At 72.4% G+C, this 23,325-nt stretch carries 22 protein-coding genes and 1 pseudogene; 9 read left to right on the top strand and 14 right to left on the bottom strand.

Annotation, left to right across the window (positions count from 1 at the left end; genetic code table 11):
• Nucleotides 1-36: 36 nt before the first annotated feature.
• From ACQCO7_RS02550 to ACQCO7_RS02540, 3 genes and pseudogenes are all read left to right on the top strand, one after another.
• Nucleotides 37-723 (top strand): haloacid dehalogenase type II, encoded by a 687-nt coding sequence (locus ACQCO7_RS02550; RefSeq protein ID WP_464070228.1) that lies wholly within the window; start codon nt 37-39, stop codon nt 721-723.
• A 433-nt stretch (nt 724-1,156) separates the two neighbouring features.
• Complete coding sequence (locus ACQCO7_RS02545) at nt 1,157-1,366, top strand: hypothetical protein (RefSeq protein ID WP_464070227.1); 210 nt, start codon at nt 1,157-1,159, stop codon at nt 1,364-1,366.
• A gap of 164 nt (nt 1,367-1,530) precedes the next feature.
• A pseudogene (locus tag ACQCO7_RS02540) lies at nt 1,531-1,722 on the top strand (hydrolase); the annotation flags it as partial.
• Between the two features lie 131 nt (nt 1,723-1,853).
• Here ACQCO7_RS02540 and ACQCO7_RS02535 read toward each other — a convergent pair.
• A complete protein-coding gene (locus ACQCO7_RS02535; protein WP_464070226.1) occupies nt 1,854-2,666 on the bottom strand; it encodes a winged helix-turn-helix transcriptional regulator in 813 nt (270 codons plus the stop codon).
• A 127-nt stretch (nt 2,667-2,793) separates the two neighbouring features.
• Here ACQCO7_RS02535 and eno point away from each other — a divergent pair, with 127 nt between their 5' ends.
• A complete protein-coding gene (gene eno / locus ACQCO7_RS02530) occupies nt 2,794-4,077 on the top strand; it encodes a phosphopyruvate hydratase (protein ID WP_464070225.1) in 1,284 nt (427 codons plus the stop codon).
• Between the two features lie 30 nt (nt 4,078-4,107).
• On the opposite strand, the gene ACQCO7_RS02525 is transcribed toward eno, so the two are convergent.
• A complete protein-coding gene (locus ACQCO7_RS02525; protein WP_464070224.1) occupies nt 4,108-4,980 on the bottom strand; it encodes a hypothetical protein in 873 nt (290 codons plus the stop codon).
• Between the two features lie 194 nt (nt 4,981-5,174).
• On the opposite strand from ACQCO7_RS02525, the gene ACQCO7_RS02520 reads away from it, so the two are divergent.
• Entirely contained in the window at nt 5,175-6,953 is a 1,779-nt protein-coding gene (locus tag ACQCO7_RS02520) for a WD40 repeat domain-containing protein (RefSeq protein WP_464070223.1), read from the top strand.
• A gap of 92 nt (nt 6,954-7,045) precedes the next feature.
• Nucleotides 7,046-7,639, top strand: coding sequence for a helix-turn-helix domain-containing protein (locus tag ACQCO7_RS02515; RefSeq protein WP_464077128.1), 594 nt, complete (start codon nt 7,046-7,048; stop codon nt 7,637-7,639).
• On the opposite strand, the gene ACQCO7_RS02510 is transcribed toward ACQCO7_RS02515, so the two are convergent.
• The 4 genes from ACQCO7_RS02510 to ACQCO7_RS02495 form a co-directional block, all read right to left on the bottom strand.
• Nucleotides 7,626-8,315 carry a B3/B4 domain-containing protein gene (locus ACQCO7_RS02510; RefSeq protein WP_464070222.1) on the bottom strand — a complete coding sequence of 230 codons (690 nt, stop codon included), beginning with the start codon at nt 8,313-8,315 and terminating at the stop codon, nt 7,626-7,628. The two genes, ACQCO7_RS02515 and ACQCO7_RS02510, sit on opposite strands and share 14 nt — an antisense overlap.
• 441 nt (nt 8,316-8,756) lie before the next feature.
• A complete protein-coding gene (locus tag ACQCO7_RS02505) occupies nt 8,757-9,704 on the bottom strand; it encodes a hypothetical protein (protein ID WP_464070221.1) in 948 nt (315 codons plus the stop codon).
• A 20-nt stretch (nt 9,705-9,724) separates the two neighbouring features.
• Entirely contained in the window at nt 9,725-10,582 is an 858-nt protein-coding gene (locus ACQCO7_RS02500) for a dihydrodipicolinate synthase family protein (RefSeq protein ID WP_464070220.1), read from the bottom strand.
• A 19-nt stretch (nt 10,583-10,601) separates the two neighbouring features.
• Complete coding sequence (locus tag ACQCO7_RS02495; protein ID WP_464070219.1) at nt 10,602-11,897, bottom strand: aminotransferase class I/II-fold pyridoxal phosphate-dependent enzyme; 1,296 nt, start codon at nt 11,895-11,897, stop codon at nt 10,602-10,604.
• A 169-nt stretch (nt 11,898-12,066) separates the two neighbouring features.
• Here ACQCO7_RS02495 and ACQCO7_RS02490 point away from each other — a divergent pair, with 169 nt between their 5' ends.
• The 3 genes from ACQCO7_RS02490 to ACQCO7_RS02480 all read left to right on the top strand — a co-directional run bounded on the left by ACQCO7_RS02490 (nt 12,067) and on the right by ACQCO7_RS02480 (nt 14,339).
• Entirely contained in the window at nt 12,067-12,234 is a 168-nt protein-coding gene (locus tag ACQCO7_RS02490) for a hypothetical protein (protein WP_464070218.1), read from the top strand.
• Between the two features lie 148 nt (nt 12,235-12,382).
• On the top strand, nt 12,383-13,639 hold the full coding sequence (locus ACQCO7_RS02485; protein WP_464070217.1) for a cation:proton antiporter domain-containing protein: 1,257 nt from the start codon (nt 12,383-12,385) through the stop codon (nt 13,637-13,639).
• A 127-nt stretch (nt 13,640-13,766) separates the two neighbouring features.
• Nucleotides 13,767-14,339 (top strand): MarR family winged helix-turn-helix transcriptional regulator, encoded by a 573-nt coding sequence (locus ACQCO7_RS02480; RefSeq protein WP_464070216.1) that lies wholly within the window; start codon nt 13,767-13,769, stop codon nt 14,337-14,339.
• A 129-nt stretch (nt 14,340-14,468) separates the two neighbouring features.
• Here ACQCO7_RS02480 and ACQCO7_RS02475 read toward each other — a convergent pair whose 3' ends face one another.
• The 8 genes from ACQCO7_RS02475 to ACQCO7_RS02440 form a co-directional block, all read right to left on the bottom strand.
• Nucleotides 14,469-15,203, bottom strand: a complete 735-nt coding sequence (locus ACQCO7_RS02475; RefSeq protein WP_464070215.1) for a gamma-glutamyl-gamma-aminobutyrate hydrolase family protein — start codon at nt 15,201-15,203, stop codon at nt 14,469-14,471.
• The gene (locus ACQCO7_RS02470) at nt 15,200-16,690 is read right to left on the bottom strand and encodes an aldehyde dehydrogenase (RefSeq protein ID WP_464070214.1); all 1,491 of its coding nucleotides are present in this window, start codon (nt 16,688-16,690) and stop codon (nt 15,200-15,202) included. The genes ACQCO7_RS02475 and ACQCO7_RS02470 overlap by 4 nt, the downstream gene beginning before the upstream one ends.
• A 101-nt stretch (nt 16,691-16,791) precedes the next feature.
• Entirely contained in the window at nt 16,792-18,249 is a 1,458-nt protein-coding gene (locus ACQCO7_RS02465) for an APC family permease (protein WP_464070213.1), read from the bottom strand.
• Between the two features lie 332 nt (nt 18,250-18,581).
• The gene (locus ACQCO7_RS02460; RefSeq protein ID WP_464070212.1) at nt 18,582-19,196 is read right to left on the bottom strand and encodes a TetR/AcrR family transcriptional regulator; all 615 of its coding nucleotides are present in this window, start codon (nt 19,194-19,196) and stop codon (nt 18,582-18,584) included.
• A 61-nt stretch (nt 19,197-19,257) separates the two neighbouring features.
• Nucleotides 19,258-20,103, bottom strand: a complete 846-nt coding sequence (locus tag ACQCO7_RS02455) for a fumarylacetoacetate hydrolase family protein (RefSeq protein WP_464070211.1) — start codon at nt 20,101-20,103, stop codon at nt 19,258-19,260.
• Between the two features lie 15 nt (nt 20,104-20,118).
• Nucleotides 20,119-21,021 (bottom strand): 3,4-dihydroxyphenylacetate 2,3-dioxygenase, encoded by a 903-nt coding sequence (locus tag ACQCO7_RS02450; protein ID WP_464070210.1) that lies wholly within the window; start codon nt 21,019-21,021, stop codon nt 20,119-20,121.
• Nucleotides 21,014-22,477 (bottom strand): aldehyde dehydrogenase, encoded by a 1,464-nt coding sequence (locus ACQCO7_RS02445; RefSeq protein ID WP_464070209.1) that lies wholly within the window; start codon nt 22,475-22,477, stop codon nt 21,014-21,016. Before ACQCO7_RS02445 ends, ACQCO7_RS02450 begins: the two co-directional genes overlap by 8 nt.
• A gap of 35 nt (nt 22,478-22,512) precedes the next feature.
• The gene (locus ACQCO7_RS02440) at nt 22,513-23,319 is read right to left on the bottom strand and encodes an acetoacetate decarboxylase family protein (RefSeq protein WP_464070208.1); all 807 of its coding nucleotides are present in this window, start codon (nt 23,317-23,319) and stop codon (nt 22,513-22,515) included.
• Between the last annotated feature and the right edge of the window lie 6 nt (nt 23,320-23,325).

The following is a 23,325-nucleotide window of genomic DNA, read 5'->3' as shown; positions in this document are numbered from 1 at the left end:
GCGGCGCGTGTGAGCAGAGTGGAGTGGAGGAGATCAATGCCCGCCGACGGTCACCAGGTCCTCGTCTTCGACGTCAACGAGACGCTCAGTGACCTCACCCCGCTGCGCGTCCGCTTCGAGGACGTCGGCGCCCCCGGGCATGTGATGCCGACCTGGTTCGCCGGAGTACTGAGGGACGGATTCGCGCTGACGGCCGCCGGGGCGTATGCGGACTTCACGTCTGTCGCCCGCGACGGTGTGCGGGCGGTGCTGTCCGGGCTGGAGGACTGGGCGGGGGACGCGGAAGCCGCAGCCCAGCACGTCCTGGACGGCTTCGCCCACCTGGACGTGCACCCCGATGTGCCGGACGGCGTACGGAAGTTGAGCGACGCCGGGTATCGGCTGGTGGCCATGACCAACGGCAGCGCCGCCCTGACCGAACGGCTACTGGCCGAGGCGGGGCTTCTGGACCGCTTCGAGGCCCTGCTGGACGTGCGCGGTCCGCGCTGCTGGAAGCCCGCACCCGCCGCCTATCGGTACTGCGTCGAGCAGGCCGGAGTCCGGCCGGACCAGACCCTGCTCGTCGCCGTACATCCCTGGGACATCGACGGAGCGCGGCGAGCCGGGCTCGGCGGCGCCTGGCTGCGGCGCGGAGCCTCCGTCTACCCGCAGACGATGTCCGAGCCCACCCACCGCGCACAGGACCTGCGGGAGCTCGCCGACATGATGTCCGTGTCTGGCTGAGGAGGTGCCGCTCGGCCGACCACACCGGGATTCCGTGAACCCGTCTGCGTATCTTCACGTCGACAGCGCGCACCTCGTCGGCGTGCGAGGCCGGCACCATCACCTGGGACGACCTCGCCGCCATCCCGCTCGCACGGCGGCTCCACCGGCGCGGTCTGGTTCGCCAATGCCCCGGTACTCGGCACGCACCACCGGGTGCCGGCCGTCGACATCCTCGGCGGGCGCCCGCTGCGCACAACCACCGACCTGGTGGCCTGGTTGGACGCGCTGCACGCTGTACGGCGGGTCGATCGGCTGGTACTGCTCGACCCGGCCCAGTGCTTCGCCGGCTTCCGCCCCGGTTTCCTGCTGCGCCCGACGGAAGCCCGTGCGCGCGCCTACCTGGACCGCGAGACCGCGGGGACCGACACCGGCCTGGGCCGGAAGCGGCTCTATGCCTTGGCGGCCTCGGGCTTCACGCACCGGAAACCGGTCGTCGGCCGCCGCCCGGACCCGCAAGGCCGTGCCGGACGCCCGGATCGAGATCCTCGCCGAACTCACCCACTTCGCCATGCCCACCGCCGTGCCCGCCCGGACGAACCACCGGGTCACCGACTTCCTGGCAGACAACCAGGAGCGGCAAGCCGCCCCGGGCGCAGTGTGAAGGAGATCAAGCGGAGCGGACTGCGCTGAGACCACTCAGCAGCGCGATCCGGACTTCGGGGGGACGGCGCATGGTCGTTCACGGTCGGCGGCGGGGGCGTCCCTCCCCGCGATGGGTGGTCCAGGCTCGGCGGATCAGGCTATGGGCGGTGATGATGGGACGCCACCTACTGGGGACACGGCGGCACGGTCTGGGGTGGCGGAACGCTGGCCATGGCCCGCGCGGACGGCGAACGGCAACTGGCGGTCGCGGTCAACCTCCAGAGGTGGAACCGGCTCGACGTCTCCGGCAGACCGCAACCGCACGCCATCGACGGGGCGTTGGGGGAGTTGTGCAGGGTGGCGATGCGGGGCTGAGGGGGCGCGGCACCTGAAGCGGCGTACGGTGCCCGGCATCCGGGGCGGTGCCCGGTGCTCGGGGCGGTGTCTGGCATTCGGGACAGTTCGTGGCATCTGGATCCCCGAAGCCGCGCCCGCGCCCCGCCCCGTCACCCCCCGGCCAGCCGCAAGCTCTCCTTCACCGCGTGTGGAATGTCCGCCACCGGAAACAGTGTGTGCCGCACCGTCCCCTCCGTATCCGCGACGAGGATCAGCCGCTTGTGCCGCAGCCGTCCGGCTCCCCGGAACGTCGGGAGGCGCAGGGCGGCGGTCACCTCGTGGTCCGCGTCCGACACCAGCGGATACGGAATCCCCTCGGCCCGCGCGAACTCGGCCTGTTCCTCGGGGAGTTGTGTGCTGAGGCCGCACACCGCCACCCCCGCACGCCGGAACGACGGCCAAGCCTCCCGGAAGAGCCGGTGCTCCAGCGTGCACCCCGCCGCACCCGGAATCTCCCCCCACTCGACACCCGTACCGGGATACGCGAACACCACGGTCGCGACGGCCCCCGGCGACACCAGCGCCGAGGGAAGCCGCGCCCCCACCAACCCCCGTACGCGAGCCCGCTCGGCGCCGTCCTGCGAGGTGGACGCGGTCAACTCCCCGTCCCCCAGCACCCACCGGTCCCCCCAGTCCTGCATCGCGACCAGCACCGGCAACAGCGCCGCACCGGCGTCGGTGAACACGTACTCGTACCGCACGGGCCGCCGTTGGTACAGGCTCCGCCGCAGCACCCCCTGCGCGACCAGCCGCCCGAGCCGCTCCGTGAGGACCTTGCGGGACATGCCGATCTCCGCGGCGAGCGCGTCGAAGCGGACATGGCCACCGGCGACTTCGCGCAGCACGAGTACGTTCCACCAGTCGCCCAGGACGAGGGCGGCCCGCGCGATGCCGCAGGTCTCGTCGGCGTTGTGCATCCTCATGGACCCATAGTAAGTTCCCTTTCGGGACTCACTTTGTTTCCAGTCGGAACTTAAAGTCCACCCGCATCCGTCGGCACCCTTCCGTACCCTTCCGGTGCCACGCGGGCCCAGCGTGAGGAGACGTGTCGTGACCGCGATCAGCAGGGTCGTCGCCCGGGAGATCATCGACAGCCGGGGCAACCCCACCGTCGAGGTGGACGTGGAACTGAAGGACGGCTCCCTCGGCCGCGCCGCCGTCCCGTCGGGTGCCTCGATCGGCGCCCGGGAGGCGGTCGAGCTGCGGGACGGCGACCCGGACCGCTTCCACGGCAAGGGAGTGCGCCGCGCGGTCGACGCCGTGAACGAGTCCGTCGCGGACGCGGTCGTCGGCCTCGACGCCGAGGACCAGGCGACCGTCGACCGCACGATGATCGAGCTGGACGGCACGCCCACCAAGTCACGCCTCGGCGCCAACGCCCTGCTCGGCGTCTCGCTCGCCACCGCGAAGGCCGCTGCCGCCGCCCACCGGCTGCCGCTCTACCGCTACGTCGGCGGCGTCGACGCGCGGCTCCTGCCCGTGCCGATGATGAACATCGTCAACGGCGGCGCCCACGCCGACAACCCGCTCGACTTCCAGGAGTTCATGATCGCCCCCATCGGCGCGGCGACCTTCGCCGAGGCCGTACGCATGGGCTCCGAGGTCTTCCACACCCTGCGCGGGAGCCTCCTCGCCGCCGGACACAGCGTCAACGTCGGGGACGAGGGCGGGTTCGCGCCGGATCTGCGTACGGCCGACGAGGCGCTCGACTTCGTCGTCCAGGCGATCGAGCGCAGCGGCTACAAGCCGGGCACCGACATCACCCTCGTCATGGACCCGGCCGCCTCGGAGTTCTTCCGGGACGGGGTGTACGACTACGCCGGTGAAGGCGTGCGACGGACGCCCGGTGAGCACGCCGCGTACCTCGCCGGGCTCGTCGAGCGCTACCCCGTCGCCTCCATCGAGGACCCGATGGGCGAGGACGACCACGAGGGCTGGCGCGAACTGACCGCGAGCCTCGGCGACCGCTGCCAGCTCACCGGCGACGACGTCTTCTGTACGAACGAGACCCTCCTGAGCGCCGGTATCCGCGACGGCATCGCCAACTCGATCCTCGTGAAGGTCAACCAGATCGGCACCCTCACGGAGACCCTCGCCACGGTGTCCACGGCTCACCGCGCCGGCTACACCGTCGTCATGTCCCACCGCTCCGGCGAGACCGAGGACACCACGATCGCCGACCTCGCCGTCGCGACGGGCTGCGGCCAGATCAAGACCGGCTCCCTCTCCCGGGCGGACCGGACCGCGAAGTACAACCAACTCGTCCGGATCGAGGAGGAGTTGGGGGCGCAGGCGCGGTACGCGGGGGCATCGGTGCTGGGGCTGCGCCGCTGACGGAAAGAAGTTGACGGAAAGAAGCCGGTGTCAGTCCAGGATCGACTCGTCGAAGACCGTCTTCGACCATTCCTGAGTGTTCTGGTCCCTTTCCCATGCGCGGCGCTCCAGCCCCTCGGCCGGAATGGTGCGGAAGTTCTTTCCGTTCAAACGGAATTCCGTCGTCCTCGTCTTTCCGTCCTTGTTCCACACGATCTCGGGAATCCAGACGCAGTCACAGGTCCGGGTCTTTACTACGAGGTCGATCAGCAAGGACTTTCCGTCGACGAGTTCTTGAGGGAGTTTCGTGGCTCCCGCGAGCGAGACGGTCGCGAAATCGGCGCCGCCGTCGAGGTCGGCGCGGGCGACCAGGGGGGTCGGACCGGCTCCGCACCCCCAGGTCTTGAGCCCCACCAAGGTCGCCTGCCCGGCGGTCGGAGCCGGTCGCCGTTCGAGCACCCTGATCCTCAGCTCCTTGATCTGGAGCGGCCGGTCGTCGACGGGCTGGAGGTCGATGACGACGTGGGTGGAGGAGGGGTCCCCGGCGGTGTCGGCGCTGATGAACGCCGGGTCGGGACTGCCGTCCCCGAGCACGGGTACGGTACCGAAGTCGCCGGGTGGCCTCGTCACCACCCACGCCTCCCACGGGCACAGATATGCGCTCGACAGGGATCGGATGCCCTGTGTCTCCGCCTCCGGCTGGCCGGCCGGCCTGGGGGACTCGGCGACTCTCGGGGGACGGGAGCCGGAAACGTACAAGGGAGGTTTCTTCTCCTCGAACCGGTCCCCGATCCACGAGAAACCACCGGTCAGCCCGAGCACGATCAGCGAGACGACGACCGGCGCGACGATCGCCGTGGCGACGAAATGACTGTCCCGCAGATAACGCCGCCAGCCTGTGGGCGGAGAGGGGTTCTCTGACACGAGGGACTCCTGTCGGTCGACGTGGCGTCGCACAGGCCGTTCCCCGCCCAAAATACTCGCAGTACATTCACCTGATGAAGCCTGGTGGGCGGAGAATCGTATTCCTGATCGGTGTTCTCATCACCGTGTTGATCGCGGGCGGATCGATCTTCTGGCAGCGCGAGAGGGAATTGCGGGAGACCCGGAACGCATTGATGTCCCAGAAACAGAATGTGTCCCGGCTGCTGTCCGTCGAGTCCCGTGACCTGATGGACACGGACCCCGATCTGGCCGCCCTCCTCGCCGTACGGGCGTACCGGACCGCCGCCACCGACGAGGCGGACACCGTCCTGCGCAACGCGGCGGCCCTCCCGCTCAGGCGCCGCCTCGCCGGACACCACGACGCCGTGCTGACCCTGGCGTTCAGCCCCGACGGCACCACCCTCGCCACCGCCGGGGGTTCCGCCGACGACACGCGCGCGGTGAAGGTCTGGGACACCCGGACCGGACGCCTGCGCAGGAGTCTGCCGCACCAGCCCGAGAACCTCGTACGCGCCCTGCGGTTCGCCCCCGACGGCCGCACCCTGGTGACCGGCTATGCCGACGGCACCCTGCGCCGGTGGGACACGGCGACCGGCCGTCCGGGCGCGACCTGGGCTTTCCACGTCGCCCACCCCACCGCAGCGGCCTTCACCCCCGACGCGCGCACCTACGCCGCCGCGGGCGAGGACCGGACCATCCGCCTCTGGGACACCATGACCGGCCGCCTCCGGACGACCCTCACCCACCCCACCGACGACCTCGTCCAGGAACTCCGCTTCAGCCCCGACGGCCGCACCCTCGCCACCACGAGCAACGACTTCCGCACCGTCCGCCTGTGGAGCGACGGCCGCCTCCGGACGACCCTCACCGCGGCCGAGAACGCCGCCACGACAACGGCGTTCAGCCCCGACGGCCGCACCCTCGCCGTCGGCGGCGGGCTCAGGAGCGTCGGCCTGTGGGACACCGCCACCGGACGCCTGCGCGCCACCCTGGCCGGCGATCAGGCCGACGCCGTGGCGTTCGGTCCGGACGGCCGCACGCTCGCGACCGGCGGCCACGACCATGTCGTACGGCTCTGGGACGTCGCGAGCCGCACCGTGCGCGCCGCGTACCCCGGCCACGCGGGCCCCGTCTCCGCGCCGGCGTTCGGTCCGGACGGCCGGACCCTCGCGACCGGCGGCGACGACGGGACCGTACGGCTGTGGGAGGTGCCGGTCGGGCGGAGTCTCGGTGGCGCCCAAGTGCCGGTGACCGCGCTGGAGTTCGGCTCCGGCGGGCGGGAGCTCGCGGTGACGGGTGACGACGGTGTCGTACGGAACTGGGATGTCGTGACGGGGGAGCGGCTGGGCGGGACGCGGGTCGCGAGGCGGACGGGGACCGTGGTCAGTCCGGACGGGCGGGCCCGGGCCGTGGTGCGGGACGGGGTGGTGCGGCTGGCGAGCGGCGGGCGGACGTACGAGCTGGTCGCGGTGATGGCGCTCCCCGACGACGCGCACCCGGTGTTCAGCCCCGACAGCCGCACGGTCGCCGTGAACGACGGCGGGGTCGTGTGGATGTGGGACACGGACACCGGCGAGAAGCAGCTCAGCCGCAACGACGGGCTGGGGACCATCGCCGGGCAGGAGGGGAACATCACCGCGCTCGCCTTCACGCCCGACGGGCACACGCTGCTCACCGCGAGCGACGACCGGGCCGCGCGGGTCTGGGACGTCGCGACCGGGCGGCTGCGTGCCGTGCTCGCCGGACACGACGGGCCGCTCACCGCGATCGCCGCGAGCCGAGACGGGCGGACGGCCGCTACGGCGGGCGCCGACGGGACCGTGCGGCTGTGGGGCATCGGCATGCCCGCGCCGGACGCGGCCGTGGCGCAGGTCTGCCGGGCCGTGGGGCGTGACTTCAGCACGGAGGAGCGGGCGAAGTACGGCGCGGGCCCGGCGTGTTCCCGCCGGTGAGGCGGCCGGACGGCACGTGCCGGGGCGCGTCGCCTAGGATGGGGTCGAACGACCGGATCGCGTAATGGAACGACCGTGGGGATGTGGACCTGATGGCCGAGGCGGTCACGGCGTTGCGGGCGGTCGCGGGCAATGTGCGGGCCGCCCGGACGCGTGCCGGGCTCTCCCTGGACGAGTTGAGCCGGCGCGCGCAGGTCAGCAAGGGTGCGCTCGTGGCGCTGGAGAAGGCGCAGGGGAACCCGAACCTGGCGACCCTCGTCCGGCTCGCCGACACGCTCGGCATCTCCGTGTCCGCGCTGATGCAGGGGCCGGCCGAGGGGCGCGTCCGCATCGTCGCCGCCGAGGACGTCAGCCCGCTGTGGGAGGGGGAGCGGGGCGGTGAGGCGCGGCTGATGCTGACCACGGCCGGGGCCGCGCCGGTCGAGGTGTGGCGGTGGCGGCTGGAGCCGGGGGAGGAGTACGCCAGCAACCCGCATCAGACGGGGGTGGTGGAGACGGTCAGTGTGCTGGCGGGGCGGATGGTACTGGTGGTGGACGGTACGGAGCATGCGGTCGAGGCGGGGCGGACGGCGACGTTCGACGGGGATGTGCCGCACGCGTATCGGGGGGCGGGGGCGCAGACGTGCCGGCTGCTCATGACCGTGCAGCTGCCGCCCGAAGCCCCCGGCGCTCTCAGCCGGCGCTGAGGTACTCCACGGCCGTCTGCCCGGCGTGCGGCGCCAGCAGGCCCTGGAGTTCCTCCGCCGCGAGTTTCACCAGGTGGCCGTCCCGGTCGGCGTGCAGGGTCTCCAGCACGAACGCCACCCGCGCCGAGTCCTCCGTGACCCGCGTGCGGTGGGCGTCCCGGTGGTTCCAGTGCCGCGTCAGGACGTCCGTGGTGTCGACGTAGATCACCTCGCCCGCCTTGGGGGTCTCGACGACGTCCGGCTCGCCGAGGGGCGTGAACGTCTCGGTGCCCTCCGCGTACCGGATCTCGATGTCGCCGGTGACGTGGTCGAGGTCGAAGGCGCCGGCCGGCAGCCCGTGCCGTACGGACACCGCGTTGTACGAGTCCACCGCCGGGTTGATCCGGGGCAGCGAACCCTTCTTCGCCATGCGTCGCCCGAGCGCGTCCACGCTGGGGCGGATGCGGCGCGGGTTCGTGCCGAAGGAGCGGTACGCCGTGTGCCACGCCTCGATACGGGGGTCGGCCTCGTCGGCCGGCGCCCAGGCCCCGTCCGCGAGCTGCCGCTCCAACTCCGCGAGGGCGGCGACCGTGTCGGGCCAGCCCTCGTGACCGCGCAGACCGGAGGCGGTGACGACGGCGATGAGCGCGCCGGGGAACGCCTCGGCGACGGCGGGGCTGATGTGGAGGGCAGTCATGCGCGGGGTCCGATCCGGTGGGCTGGAGCCAGCCTCGATGGTCCAATGGAACGACTGAACTGTACAGTGAACCGACCGGCGCGAGCGAATCCGTCTCACCGACCGGCTGCCGCCGGGGCGCGGCCGACTTCGCCAGACCCGCTCAGCACCGCTTGTGGGCGTGAGGCGGTCGATTTCTCTGCTCCAGCGTCGCCACCCCCACCGCCCCCGCGATCCCGGCAACGCCCAGCACCAGCGGCAGCCGTACGTCCACCCCCGACAGACCCCCCCGCGAGAGCCGTCCCCGCCGAGCCCGCCGTGATTTTCAGTGCCGCCACCCAGATGAACACCTGCCCTCGGGCACCGGCGGGCGCGTACTCCGTGCGGGCGGCCAGTGTCGCGGTGAAGAAGAGGGCGTTGAGGACTCTGGTCAGGGCGAACGCGGTGACCGAGAGGCCGATGTCACGGCTCGCCGCGACCACGCACAGCCCGGCGACGACGCCCAGCGCGAGCCGCCGCATGAGGCGTCCCGGGTCGCCGGTCGGCGGGGCGATCATGACCGTGACGGAGCCGAGGAGGTTTGCCGAGTCCGTACGCCGCCGTCAGGGCCGCCGCCGTGGACGCCCCGACCCCGAGAACCCCCGTCATCTCCACGGCGACGACCGGCAACGCCGACACGCTGACCGCCACGACCATCGTCAGACAGAGGGTGGGCCGCAGTCGCGGGTCCCGCGCGATGAGCAGCAGCGTCGGCCCGGGCCGGAGAACGGCCGTCCCCCGCAGGCCGGTCGGCGCGTGAGGCAGCAGCAGTACGCACCCCGCCGCGACCCCCGCCCCACCCGCCGGCGCCAACGCGGCCACCGACGGCGACGTCTCGCCCGACAGCGCCGCCACCAGCGAGGGCCCGACGGTGTTGCCGATGCCGTACGTCGCCACGTCCCAGCCCTGCGCCCGGCGTTGGGACCGCAGCTCGGGCCCCACGATCGCGGCGAGCCGGCTGCTGATCCCCCCGGTGAGCAGCGGACCGCAGGTCCCGGCGACGACGAGCAGCACCCCGGTCGCGACGGCGGGCACCCGCCCGTACGTCACCACCCCCACGCCCAGCGCGGCGGCGTACACCAGACACGCCACCGCGAGCCCCCGCCGCCCGTCCCGCACGACGTCCAACGGCCGGGCCACGAACGGCCCGAGGAGATGCGGCGCCGTCAGACACGCGGCGAGCACCCCCGCGAGCGCCCCCGAACCCCCCGACGCGTCGACGAGCAGTACGACGGCGACGACGGCACCCCCGTCGGCGGTCCGGGCGAGCGCGGCGGCGAGGACGTACCGCGCGAGGCCGCCTCCGGAAGAACCTTTGACGGAAGGGGAGTTGGCTATGTCCCCCGACCGCCCGGCACCTCCCGGCCGCACGGCATCCCGCTGCCGACCCATCAGCCGTCGAGCCCGAGCGAGTCCAGCACGGCGACGACCTCACGCCGGTCCACCGCGCCCAACTCCCGCAGCGGACGAGGAAGGTTGGGCTCCCGCACGAGCCCCAGACGGGACGCGGCGGCCGACACCACCCGCAGACTCCCGTGCCGCCGGAACAACGCCCACAACGGCTCCAGCCGATCGGACAGCCCACCCGCCGGATCCCGCGCGATCGCCAGCGCCGTACGCGGGAACAGCCCCCCGAGCACCGAATACCACACGTCCGCACCGGAGTTCAGCCCCTCGGCGGCCGTCCAGTCCCCACTCACCCCGACCGTGACCGACGAGGGCAGCAGCGCCCGCAGCGTCCCGATCCGCGCCCCGGCCCCCTCGCCGGGGATCTTCACCGACCCGACGTTGGGCAACTGCCCGATCCGCCCGAGGAGTTCGTCGCTGAACCGGACGTGCGTGGTCGCCAGGTTGTCGTACACGCACAGCGGCACGGACAGTTCGCGCGTGACGTCCTCGTACAGCCCGAACACCTCGTCGTCGGTGAGGGGGTGGTACGTCATCGGCGCGAGCAGTACCGCCGAGGCGCCGGCGTTCTGCGCGTCCTCGGCCAGCGCGAGGACGTGCGCGGTGCGCAGGGCGCCGATGCCGACCATGACGGGGACGCCGTCCGCCGACTCGACGGCGGTCCTCGCGGCGTGGGCGCGCTGTTCGCGCGTGAGGTAGGCGTACCCGCCGGTCGAGCCGAGCGCGCCGATGGAGTCGACCCGGGCGTCGGCGAGCCGGGCGACCAGCGCGGCGTACGCGGTGGTGTCGACGCCGTGCTCGTCGGTCGGGGTGAGAGGGAAGGCGCTGAGGCCATGGAACATGACGGGACTCCTCGGAAGGTCAGCTCAACTCGGTGACGACAGCGGCCAGTTCGGCGGCGAACGCCTCGGCCTGCGGTGCGGTGAGCGTGGAGGTGGTGACGCGGATCGCGCCGCGCCGGGAGGTGTCGTGGCGGAAGAGGTGACCGGGGCGCACCGCCCAGCCCCGCCGCGCGAGGGCGTCGGCCACCGACCGGTCGTCCACGCCGAGTTCGATCCACACATTCAGCCCGTCGGCCCCGGACGGGACGTCGGTGCCGTGCCCGCGCAGGTGCCGTACGAGGAGGTCGGCGCGTCGGGCGTAGCTCTCGCGGGCCCGCTCGTTGAGGTCGTGGACGGCCGGGTCGAGCAGCAACTCGTGGACCGTGTACTGGAGCAGCCGGCTCACCCACGTCATCCCCGCGCTGAGCCGCGCCTCCAGCCGCGCCGCGCTCTCGGTGTCGGCCGCGACCAGCGCGACCCGCAGATCCGGGCCGAGGAACTTGGACACGGACCGCACGAGCGCCCAACGCGCCGTACCCGGCGGGGTGATGCGCAGGTACGGCCGCGCCGACACCGCCGAGAAGTGGTCGTCCTCGATGACCAGCACCTGGGGGTGGTCGGCGAGAACCGCACGCAACTCGGCCGCCCGCTCCGGAGTCAGGCTCGCGCCGGTCGGGTTGTGCGCGCGGGGCGTGTTCACCACCGCGCGGGCCCCGCCGTCGAGGGCGGCCCGCAGAGCCTCGGGGAGCATCCCGGCCGCGTCGACCGGGACCGGCGCGCTGCGGTAGCCGTTCAGCTGGAGCGTGCCGATGCTCGCGAGGAAGCAGGGGTCCTCGATCGCGACCAGGTCGCCGCGCGTGAGGTGCGCGCCCAGGAGGCGCTCGGTCGCGTCGACCGCGCCGTGTGTCACCAGCGTCCGGAACGGCTGGTCGACGTCCTCGCCGAAGTCGGCGTCCGCCCAGGCCGCGAGCGCCGGGTCGACGGCGGGTACCCCGTACAGGTACTGCCCCCTGCGCGCCGCCGTCAGGATGTCCGGCAGCAGCTCCGGGTCCGGGTTCCCGCTCGCCAGGTCGACGGCCTCCCCGCCGACCCCGACGCCCTCGCGCGCGAGCTGCGGTACGGCGGCGACTACGGTCCCGCCCCGCCCCCGGGTCTCCGCGACCCCCGCTTCGACGAGCCGCCGGTACGCGAGCGCCACCGTGTTCCGGTTGACCCCCAGCTCCGCGCCGAGCGCCCGCACCGGCGGCAGCAGCGTCCCCGGCTGGAGTGCTCCCGACGCGACCTGGTCGCGCACGCTTCTGGCGATCTCCGCCGCCGTCGTCCCCGTGATGGGCACACGATCACCTCCGCCGCCGACCCTAACAGCTTTGTCCTATGCCAAAAAGCTGCCCTCTTTCGCCGCATGTGCCGTCCTCCTCCCGGCGGATGCCACCCCGCCGACCGGCGGGGGTGCCCCGGACATCTGCCGGATGTCCCACCGCCCGCCCGGCGCCGAAGCTGGAGACATGGAACGACACGGACAGCAGAAGAAGCGCCGCTCGCTCGCGGGCCGGTGGGAGGGCATCGTGCTGAGCCTCGCGGCGACGTTCGCGGTGCTGGCGGTGATCCGGCCGGATCTGTACGGAGGGCTGGTGGAGGGGGCCGCGACGGCGGTGACGGGGCTGGCGCACTGAGCCCGTCCGGGCCGATCCGCAGTCCGCCGGGCCGGTGTGACGCCTCCCGTCTGCCCGATTCCCGCCCGACAGTTACGCTCACTGTCGACACGTCCCCTTCTGTCCCCGAACGCCCCGCCCCCACCCACCCCCTGGAAGCCCGCCCCCAGTGATCCCCACCGTCCTCGCCGCCGCGCTGATGGCCCTGATCCGCTCCCTCGCCGCGCTCCGCCTCCAGCGCTGGCACCTCGGCGCACCCGCGACCATGGTCCTGGCCGGTGTCCTGATCGGGCTCAGCGTCGAGGACTCCGTCGCCGCCGCGCTCAACACCGAGGTCGCCCAGCACGCCGCCGAGATCATCCTCGCGTTCCTGCTGTTCGTCGACGCCACCGAGATCCGCGGCGGACGCCTCTGGGGCAACTCGCCCCGCCTCGTCGCCCGCGTCCTGCTCATCGCGCTCCCGCTGAGCCTCGGCGCCGCGATGCTGCTCGGCAAACTCGCCTTCCCCGGCCTGTCCTGGGCGCTGATGCTGGTCATCGCCTGCGTCGTCGTCCCCATCGACTTCGCGCCCAGCGAAGGCGTCGTACGGGACGGGCGGCTGTCGTCCCGCGTACGGAGCGTGCTGAACGTCGAGGGCGGCTACAACGACGGCATCGTCTCGCCGCTCTTCCTGTTCGCGCTGCTGCTGGCCGGCGGGAGCAGCACCCTGCACACGCCCACCGAGGCGCTGACCAGCGCCGCCGGGCAGGCCGTGAAGGCCGTCATCGCCGGGCTCCTCATCGGCGGCCTCGTCGCCTGGCTCCTGCACCGGGCCGGCCACGCCGGCTGGACGACCGCCCAGTCACGCCGGATCGCCATCCTGGTCACGCCGCTGATCGCCTACACGGTCGGCGTCGAGATCGGCGGCAACGGCTTCGTCACCTCGTTCGTCTGCGGGATCGCCTTCCGGTACGTCCACCGCGTCCTCGTCGCCCGCCGCCAGGCCCACCGCTCCTCCCTCGGCAGCCACGAGGTCGTCCTCCTGGAGGACGTCACCGCCCTCATGACGATGACCATGTGGTTCGTCGTCGGCCTCGCGGCGGTCGTGACCTTCGAACTCGGCGTGACCTGGCGGGCGGTCCTGTTCTGCCTGGCCGCCCTCACCGTCGTACGCGTTGTCCCCGTCCTGGTCGCCCTCGCCGGGTCACCCCTCGGCCGCAAGGACCGCGTGCTCCTCGGCCTCCTCGGCCCCCGGGGCACCACCACGATCGTCTTCGGCCTGATCGCCTACAACAGCCTCCCCGACGGCACCCCCGCCGACACCGTCCTCCAGGCGACCGTCCTGTCCGTCCTGGGCAGCGTGCTGCTGCACGGCATGGGCTCGGAGGCGCTGATCAGACGGTCGACGGCCGACCGGACACCCGCGTCCGTCAGCTCCGGCCCCTGAGCGCGGTGGCGAGCGGCGGACGGGTCCGCGCCGCGTCGACCTCGGCCGACTTGAGCGCTTCTACAATTTGAGCCCGAACAATGTCCGCTGTCCGACCGCGCCCGCGTGGTCCCGAAGGAGTGTGCCCGTGCCCGGTCATCGATCCGTCACCGAAACCGAGAAGCTGGCCGACGCCAAGCTCGGCGGCACACACGTCCACCGCGAGCAGATGGCCGTCGTCGCCAACATCTACCGCGCCGCCTCGGCCGTTCGGCAGCACCTGGAGAACTCCGTGCTGCGCGGTGCCGACCTGACGTGGACGGCATTCGTCGTCCTGTGGGTCGTCTGGATCTGGGGCGAGTCGGAGACCCGGCACGTGGCGGAGGAGGCGGGCATCTCCAAGGGGACGCTGACCGGGGTCTCGCGGACGCTGGAGAAGCGTGGGCTCGTCCGGCGCGCAGGCCACCCCTCCGACGGAAGGCTGGTGCTGCTCAGCCTCACCGAGGAGGGCGAGGCGCTGATGCGGCGGGTGTTCCCGGCGTTCAACGAGGAGGAGGCATTCGTGGCCGGGCGGCTCAGCGTCACGGAGTGCCGCGGCGTCGCCGAGGGGCTGCGGCAGGTGGTGCGCCAGGTCGAGGAGCACGGCGAGGAACGCCGCCTCGCCCTCCTCGACGGCGCGGCACCGGCACCGCGCCGCAGCGGACGCCGCCCGAGGGCCTGAACCGGCGCCGAGGTTCCGGGCGGTGCCGTTCGGGAGCATCGACGTCGAACCGCCGGGAGGGAGCACGCTCGTCCGATCCGCCGCAACCGCCCCCGCCGGCCCTCATCGGCACCCACGCCGTGCTGAAGCTCATCGACCCCGCCGAGGACGCCGACGGACTCCACCCACCGCGGCGCGGACGAGGGCGTCGAAGAGTCCCTGCTGGGCGGGGTCCTGGCGGGCCGTGTCCTCGGGGTGCCACTGGACGGCGGTGAACCATGCCCGCGAGCCGGGGAGTTCGAGTCCTTCCACCGTGCCGTCGTCGGCCCTCGCGGTGACGGCCAGTCCGGCGCCGATGCGGTCCACCCGCTGGTGGTGGTAGCAGGAGGCGTCCGCCTTCTCGGTGCCGGCCGCCTGTTCGAGCAGGGTGCCACGGCGGATCGTCACCGCGTGCACGACGTGGCGGTGCTCGCGCTCCGGTCCGCCCATGTCCTGCTCCAGGGTGCCGCCGAGGGCGACGTTCACGACCTGGAGACCGCGGCAGACCGCGAGCAGCGGCAGGCCCGACTCCAGTGCGTGGCGGGCGACTTCGAGGTCGAAGGCGTCCTGGACGGCGTCGACGTCGTAGACGCTCTCGTGGGTGTCGGCCGCGCCGTAGCGCTGGGGGGCCAGGTCACCGCCGCCGGGGAGCAGGACCCCGTCGAAGCGGGCCAGCCGTGCGGCCACGTCATGGCCGGCCGGGTCGGCCGGGTGGACGGTCGCCGGTTCGCCGCCGGCCCGCCAGACCGCCTCGATCAGGGCGCGGGCGTTGACCTCGGCGGCGTGTCTCAGTGCCGAGGCGGTGGCCGAGAAGCGGGCGGGAAGGGCGATCAGGGGGCGGGTCACAGCTGGATCCAGGTGGTCTTGAGCTCGGTGTACTTCTCCAGGGCGTGGGCGGACTTGTCGCGGCCGTTGCCGGACTGCTTCATGCCGCCGAAGGGGACGGTCAGGTCGCCCTCCTCGTAGCAGTTGACCCAGACGGTGCCGGCCTTGAGCGCGCGGGAGACCTGGTGGGCGGTGGACAGGTCGGAGGTCCACAGACCGGCGGCGAGGCCGTACTCGGTCGCGTTGGCCAGGCGTACGGCCTCGTCCAGGTCGTCGAAGGCGAGCACCGACAGGACGGGCCCGAAGATCTCCTCGCGGGCCAGCCGCATACCGGGGTCCACCTGGTCGAAGACGGTCGGCTCCAGGAAGCTGCCGCCGGTGTCGGTGAGGATGCGGGAGCCGCCGGTACGCAGCCGGGCGCCTTCGTCGAGGCCGGTGGCGATGTGGTCCCGCACGCGCTCCAGGTGGCTCTCGCCGACCAGGGCGCCCATCTCGGTCGCGGGGTCGAGGGGGTCGCCGACGCGCAGGTCCCGGGCCCGGGCCACGATCGCCTCGGTGACGCGTTCGGCGACGGAGGAGTGCACCAGCAGCCGGGACGGGGCGGTGCACATCTCGCCCTGGTTGAAGAAGATGCCCCAGGCCGCGGTGGCGGCGGCCTTCTCCAGGTCGGGGGCGTCGGGAAGGACGATGTTGGGGGACTTGCCGCCGAGTTCGAGCCAGACCCGTTTGAGGTTGGAGTCGGCGGCGTAGCGCAGGAAGTGGCGGCCGACGGCGGTGGAGCCGGTGAAGGCCAGCACGTCGACGTCGGGGTGCATGCCGAGGGCGCGCCCGGCCACCGGCCCGTTGCCGTTGACCACGTTCAGCACGCCCGGCGGCAGCCCGGCCTCGGTGGCGATCCGGCCGAGCAGCAGCGCGGACAGCGGCGAGTTCTCGGACGGCTTGAGCACGACCGCGCAGCCGGCCGCCAGCGCCGGGGCCACCTTCCAGGAGGCCAGCGTGAGGGGGAAGTTCCACGGCACGACGGCGCCGACGACACCGGCCGGTTCCCGGGTGACCAGGGCGAGGGCGTCCGGAGCGGTGTGCGGCGACTCGTCGGTGAGCTTGTCGGCCAGCTGCCCGTACCAGCGGAAGGTGTTGATGGCGGCGCGCAGTTCGATGCCGTACGCGTCCGTGATGGGCTTGCCCATCTCCAGGGTGACGGTCAGGGCGAGCGACTCGCGCCGCTCTTCGAGGAGTTCGGCGATCCGCAGCAGGACCCGGCCCCGCTCGGCGGGCGCCAGACGGGGCCAGGGGCCCCGGTCGAAGGCCCGCCGGGCGGCGGCCACGGCCGCGTCCACCTCCGCGGCGCCCCCGTCGGCGACCTGCGCCAGCACCTGGCCGTCACGGGGCGAGACGACCGAGTAACCCGAGCCCCCGCCGGGGTCGTCGGCCCCGTCGATGTGATGGGCGCCGGACAGGTCCAGGCACTTGGCACGGCGCGTCCACTCCTCGTGCGTGACGTCCGTCATGGGAGAGCCTCCAGCAAGGGTGTTTGATATCGAACGATATGGTCGGCGGTTTGAACCGCGGTGCGGCCCGGCCGGAACCGGGCCGCACCGGGCGGGCCGCGTCAGCTCCGCGCCGCCGCCCTGCCGCGGGTCAGCCGGGCGGCGACCACCCCGAGGACCAGCACCGCGGGGACGCTGAGCTGGAGCCAGACCGCGGTGGCCCCGTCGCCGCCGATGAGCGTGGTGAAGTTCTCGATGATGAGCCAGATGGCGCCCGCGATGCCGAGCGCGCCCAGCGCGGGGGCGATCAGGGTGTTCCAGAGGCGGGTGTCGGCGCGCGACCGGCGGAAGTAGACCACCACGGAGACGGAGGTCAGGAAGTACAGCAGCATGATGCCCAGCACCGCGACGCCGCTGAACCAGGAGAAGAGCGTCAGCACCGGGTCCTTGCCCAGGGCGGCGAACGGCATGACGAGCGCGATCGAGATCGCGGTCTGGACGATGCCGGCCGCCCAGGGCGAGTGGCGGCGGTTGAGGGCGGTCAGCTTGTGCGGCAGGAGCCCTTCGCGGCCGAGGGAGAACAGGTAGCGGTTGGCGGAGTTGTGGAAGGCCAGGATCCCGGCGAAGAGGGAGGTGGCCAGCAGGACCGGCAGCACGTCGCCCGTCCAACTGCCGAACCGGTCGGCGATCGGCGCGAAGACGAAGGCCGCGGCGTCGCCGCTCGCCACCGCCTCGCCCGCCTCGGCGGTGGCCCGGGACGCGCCGTGCGCGGAGATCAGCATCCATGAGGTGAAGGCGAAGAAGCCGGTGATCACGGCGACCGACAGATAGGTGGCCCGGGGGACGGTCCTGCGCGGTTCGCGGGCCTCCTCGCCGTAGATGGCGGTGGCCTCGAAGCCGAACATCGACGCGACGGCGAACATGAGCGCCACGCCCGGAGCACCCTGGAGCATGGCCGACGGCGAGAAGCTGTCACCAAAGCCGAGCCCCTCGGGCCCGCCGCCCCGGACGAAGGTGACGAGGGCGAAGACGATCAGGATGCTGAACTCCGCCAGCACGAACACGGCGAGGATCCTGGCGCCCATCTCGATGCCGGAGGCGCCCAGGACCTGGACGATCACCATCGTGACCAGGGCCCACAGCCACCACGCCACGTGGGCGCCGGTGTAGTGCTCGACCAGGCTGGTCACGGTGGCGCCGTACAGCCCGTACATGGAGGCCTGGACGGCGCAGTAGGCGAAGAGGGCGACGCCCGCGCTGCCGGAGCCGGTCGGGCGGCCGAGCCCCTTGCCGATGTAGGTGTAGAAGGCGCCGGCGTCCACGACGTGGCGGCCCATGGCGACGAAGCCGACGGAGAACAGCAGGATGACGACACCGGCCGCCAGGTACGCGGCGGGAACACCGGCTCCGTTGCCGATGGCGACGGCGATGGGCCCGGCGCCGGCGATGCCGGTCAGCGGGGCCTGCGCCGACAGGACGAAGAAGAGGATGCCCAGAACGCCGAGTGAGTTGGGCTTGAGCCTGCTTGCCATGGAGGAATCCTGCGCGGTCTGCGATGCGACCGCTGTCTGACTGTCCACTGGAGATCACCTGCTGGGGACGGGGGAGGGTGATTTTCGTTTCGGTCCAAATGATTTGCCTCATGGTGGGCCGGAGCTATCCGTTTGGCAAGGGGTTTGGGGAGGATTTTCGGCCGCCGCCGACCGGGCGGTCATCTGCTCGTCCTCGCTCATCCTGAGCGGTGCGGAAGGCGTCGGTCAGGCCGTCGCCGGGGTGGGCGGGCTTGTGGGTGATCGGGCCACGGATGTGCCACTCGAAGGCCGCGCCGCTGACCCGCCAGTCGTCCTCGTCCGGGCCGGGTCCGCCGATGCCGTGCGGCGAGAACTATTCAGTGCAGGGGGCTTTCGGACGGTCAGGCCCGGTCGGAGCCCTCGTTGCCGAGGAGCCTCAGCAGGGAGCGCAGCTCGTCCAGCGCCGCGTCCGTGACGTCCGGTTCGCCGAGGACGAGCTGGTGCAGGACGAGGCCGTCCAGCGCGGCGAAGACCAGCCGCGCCAGCGCCCGGTTCGCACCGCCGGGCACCATGCGGGACAACTCGCGCTCGCTGGCGTCGAAGTACTGGTCGTACAGGGCGCGGATCTGCGGCAGCAGCTCCGGCCTGCGCGTCGACTCCAGCAGCAGCTCGTACTGGAACAACTGGGTGCCCGGAGCCGCCGTGACCATGCCGGACAGCCCGGTGGAGAAGTCCGCGACCTCGCCGGTGCCCGGTTCGAGGGCGCTGGTGCTCAGCGAGGTGCGGATCGTGTGGGCGAGTGCCTCCTCGATCAGCGCGTCGCGCGAGCCGAAGTGGTGGACGACGAGTCCGTGGGTGACGCCCGCCTCCTGCGCTACGGCCCGGTAGGTCAGCTTGCGCAGCCCGCCGCGCGCCACCACGCGCACGGCGGCGTTGAGCAGGGCCTCGCGCCCCTCCCCGTAGTTCAGGCGTCTGCGCGTCCCCCGGCTCTGGGGGGCGTCCGCGGAATCGGTCATGGCTGTGACCCTACCCAGCGCTCCGGCGCGGCAGCGTCGCAGGCCGGGAGGGAGCCGGCGGTCAGCGCCGGGGCGGGCGGATGCCGCGGAACTCCCAGTCGCCGCCGAGCGCGGTCGACAGCACCTCCTCGGACTCGGTGGGCTGGGCGCCGACGTCGGTGCGGATGGCGGTGGGGCCGGTGACGATGTGGTTGGTGAGCTTGCCGAGGCCCTCGACCTCGACCTCGACCACGTCGCCGGGCCGTACGGGGCGGGAGTTGGCCGGGGTGCCGGACAGCAGCACGTCGCCGGGGTGGAGGGTGATGGTGCGGGCGATGTCGGCGACGAGGTAGTGCATGTCCCACTGCATCTCGTCGGTCGAACCGTCCTGCACCACCTGGCCGTTGACGTACGTCCGCAGGTACTTGCCGTGGAAGTCCCAGTCGGTGACCAGGCCGGGGCCGAGCGGGCAGAGGGTGTCGGAGCCCTTGACGCGGAGCATGGACCCGGCGTCGGTGTCGCGGAAGTCGTGCAGGCCGTAGTCGTTGGCGACGGTGTATCCGGCGATGTACTCGCCCGCCTCGGCCGGGGAGATGTTCCGTGCGGTCCTGCCGATGACGATGGCGACCTCGCCCTCGTAGTTGAGCCACTTACAGCCCTCGGGGCGGACGATCGCGCCCCGGTGGGAGTTGAGGGCGGAAGTCGGCTTGTGGAAGTAGGTGGGCGTATCGGGCAGGTCGATCCGGAACTCGTCGACGCGGCTGCGGTGGTTGAGGTGGACGGCGATCACCTTGGACGGGACGACCGGGGGCAGGTGCTGGGCCTCGTCGGTCTTGACGCGGCGGCCGTCACCGGCGACGAGTTCGTCCCCGTCGACGGTGACCTGGACGGCGGAACCGTCCAGGATGATGCGGCGGTACTCGGGCATGGCGGGGTCTCCTGACTACGGTTGTGCGGGGGCGGCGGTCCAGCCGTCGGCGGGGCGGTCGAACCAGAGGTGGACCTGTCCGGTGCCGATGGAGTTCTCGTACTCGCCGTACTGGCGGGCCTTGGCGGCACAGGCTCGCTCGCCCAGTGCGCCGGCCATCATCAGGTAGTGGAAGAACTTCGCCTCGGGCTTGACCTTCCAGAACTCGTCCATGGTGTCGAGGACCTTGTCGTGGCGGCCCTCCTTGAACCAGGCGATGCGTTCGTGGTCCGCCTCGCGGGCCTCGGGCGTGAAGATGTGCACCGGGTCGCTCGACTCGTGCTCGCGCAGCTCGCGCAGCGGCCAGAAGGTGTGCGACAGCGCACCGGACGCGATGAGCAGGACCCGGCGGCCCGGGGTGGCGGCGATGCCGTCGGCCAGCGCCCGGCCCAGCCGCAGGTGGTCCTCCATGTCGCCGGTCTGGCAGACGCCGATGGTCACCCACCGCTTGTCCGGCAGCCCCTCGCCCAGGAACTTCCACAGGTTGATGGTGGCGTAGTAGATCGGCAGGTACTCGTCCTCGATCGCGGTGATCCAGGTGCCGTGCTTGTCGGCGAACTTCTCGATGTTCTGGGCAAGTTCCTGGTCGCCCGGGAAGTCGTACGGCATCCGGCACATGCCGCGCGGCAGCTCCTCGGAGGTGAACAGGCCGGCCCGGCGCCGCTGGGCGGTGACGACGAACTCGACGGTGGTCGCCCAGTGGGAGTCCAGGACGACGACGGTGTCGTAGTCGTCGGACTCGAAGACGTCCTCGCGGAGCTGCTGGAGGCCGGTGACGAGGGTGATCTCCTTGCCCTCGTTGAGTTCCAGCCGGGTGGCCTCGGGCAGGACGATGGTGGGGACGTGGGCGAGCAGGCCCGCGCCGACGATCTCACCCATGGCTGTTCCATCCGTTCGGTGCGGTGACGGTGTTCTTGACGTCGCAGTAGAAGTCGAAGCTCCACGTGCCGCCCTCGCGGCCGACGCCGGAGTGGCGGGAGCCGCCGAAGGGCGCCTGGAGGTCGCGGACGAAGAAGCAGTTGACCCAGACAGTGCCCGCGACGAGCCGGGCGGTGACGCGCTCGGCGCGCTCGCGGTCGCCGGTGGCGAGGGTGGCGGCCAGGCCGAAGCGGGTGTCGTTGGCGAGGCGGACGGCCTCGTCCTCCGTGGTGAAGGTCTGGAGGGTCAGGACCGGGCCGAAGACCTCCTCCTGCACGATCTCCGAGTTCTGGGCGACGCCGGTGAGCAGGGTGGGCGCGTAGTACTGGCCGTCCTCGCGGTGGCCGCCGACGACCGCCCGCGCCCCGGCCGCCACGGCCCGCTGCACGAACCCGTCGATCTTCTCCAACTGGCGGGGGTGGATGGTGGGCCCGACGTCGGTGGCCTCGTCGCGCGGGTCGCCCTGCTTCAGGAGGCTCGCCTTGTCGGTGAAGCGCCGCGTGAACTCCTCCGCGACCGACTCCTCGACCAGGAACCGGGTGGCCGCCAGACACACCTGCCCGGCGTTGTCGTACTGCTCCACCGCGAGGTCGACGGCCAGGTCCAGGTCGGCGTCCGCGAACACCAGCAGCGGTGACTTGCCGCCGAGTTCGAGGCTGAGCGGCGTCAGGTTCGCGGCGGCCGACGCGGCGATGCGCTGCGCCGTCGGCACGGACCCGGTGAAGCTGATCCGCCGTACGTCCGGGTGCGAGGTGAGGGCGTCGCCGATCTCGGAGCCGTAGCCCTGGACGACGTTGAGGACGCCGGCGGGCAACCCGGCCTCGGCGGCGATGTCGGCGAGCAGCGAGGCGGTCAGCGGGGTCCACTCGGCGGGCTTGAGGACGACCGTGTTCCCGGCGGCGAGCGCGGGGGCGACCTTCCAGGTGGCCAGCATGAGCGGCGCGTTCCACGGGGTGATCAGCACGCAGGGGCCGGCCGGGTCCCAGCTGACGTGGTTGGTGTGCCCGCGCGTCTCGAAGTCCTCGTGCTCCAGCCGCAGCAGCCAGTCCGCGAAGAAACGGAAGTTGTGCGCCACCCGGGGCATCACGCCCCGTCGGTGCGAGCGCAGCAGGGCGCCGTTGTCGTGCGTCTCGACGATCGCGAGCTCTTCGATCCGCTTCTCCACGCCGTCGGCGATGGCGTGCAGGATGCGGGCGCGTTCGGCGCGGGGGGTGGCGGCCCAGCCGGGGAAGGCGGCCTTCGCCGCGGTGACGGCGGCCTCGGCCTCGGCGGGGCCACCTCGGGCGATCTCGCCGAGGGTGCTGCCGTCGATCGGCGAGACGTCGGTGAACGTCTCGGTGGAGGCGACGCGTTCGCCGCCGATCCAGTGCCGTGTGTCGACGGCGACCCCGGCGACGGTGGTGATGTGGTCGGTCATGTCCGGTCTCCCAGTCGTATCCGCATGAGGGGGCGTCACTCGGCGCCGGACGTGCCGGACTCCAGCAGCCGTCCGCCGTCCCACACCACGCCGACCTGCCGGTAGTACGCGGCGATCGGCTCCCGGATCTCCAGCCGGGCCAGTTCCTCGGTGGGCGCCTCGAACAGCTCCAGCTCCGCGTCGCCGCGCCAGGCCTGCCCGGCCTCGAAGGATGCGGCGCCGGTCTCGATCAGTTCGTCGAGGGCGAGGCCCTTGCCCTTCTCGACCGAGGGCAGCCAGCGGTGGTGGGCCATGGGGTGGCTGTTGACGAAGCCGTTGCTCTCGGCCGGTTCCCGCAGGGTGACCACGGTCTGGGCGAGCCGCCGGTCGGCGGCGGCGAGCGTGGCACCGAAGCGGGCGCCGGCCTCGATGCGCGGCGCCGGACCGTAGGGGTGGGGGCGGGTCTGGTGGATGGAGCCGAGCTTCTTCGGGTAGCCCTGGTGCAGCCCGCGGGCGATGGCGAAGTCCTTGTCGACCCAGATGTACACGCAGCGCGAGTAGGTCTGCCCGTGGTACTTGCAGCGGACGACCGCGAATGCCTCCTTGTACTGGGAGAGCACGGGGTCGAGCAGTTCCTGGCCCGACGCCGAGCAGGACTGCCAGTCGGCCCAGATCAGCGCGACGGCGCCGGGGTCCTCGTCGGCGAGTTCCAGGGGCTCGGGCAGCAGCTCGCGCACCCGGGCGGGGTCGGTGCGGTACTCGACGGTGAGCAGGTCGCCGGAGTAGCGCCAGGGCGGGGCGGGAATCAGCGACGAGGCGCCGGTCGCCGTCTTGGGGTGGAGGTATCCACGGACGGTGGTCATGGGCAG

Source organism: Streptomyces saintjeani, assembly GCF_055409605.1.
The sequence above is the reverse complement of the archived record's forward strand: the minus strand, read 5'-3'. Positions and strand labels throughout refer to the sequence as shown.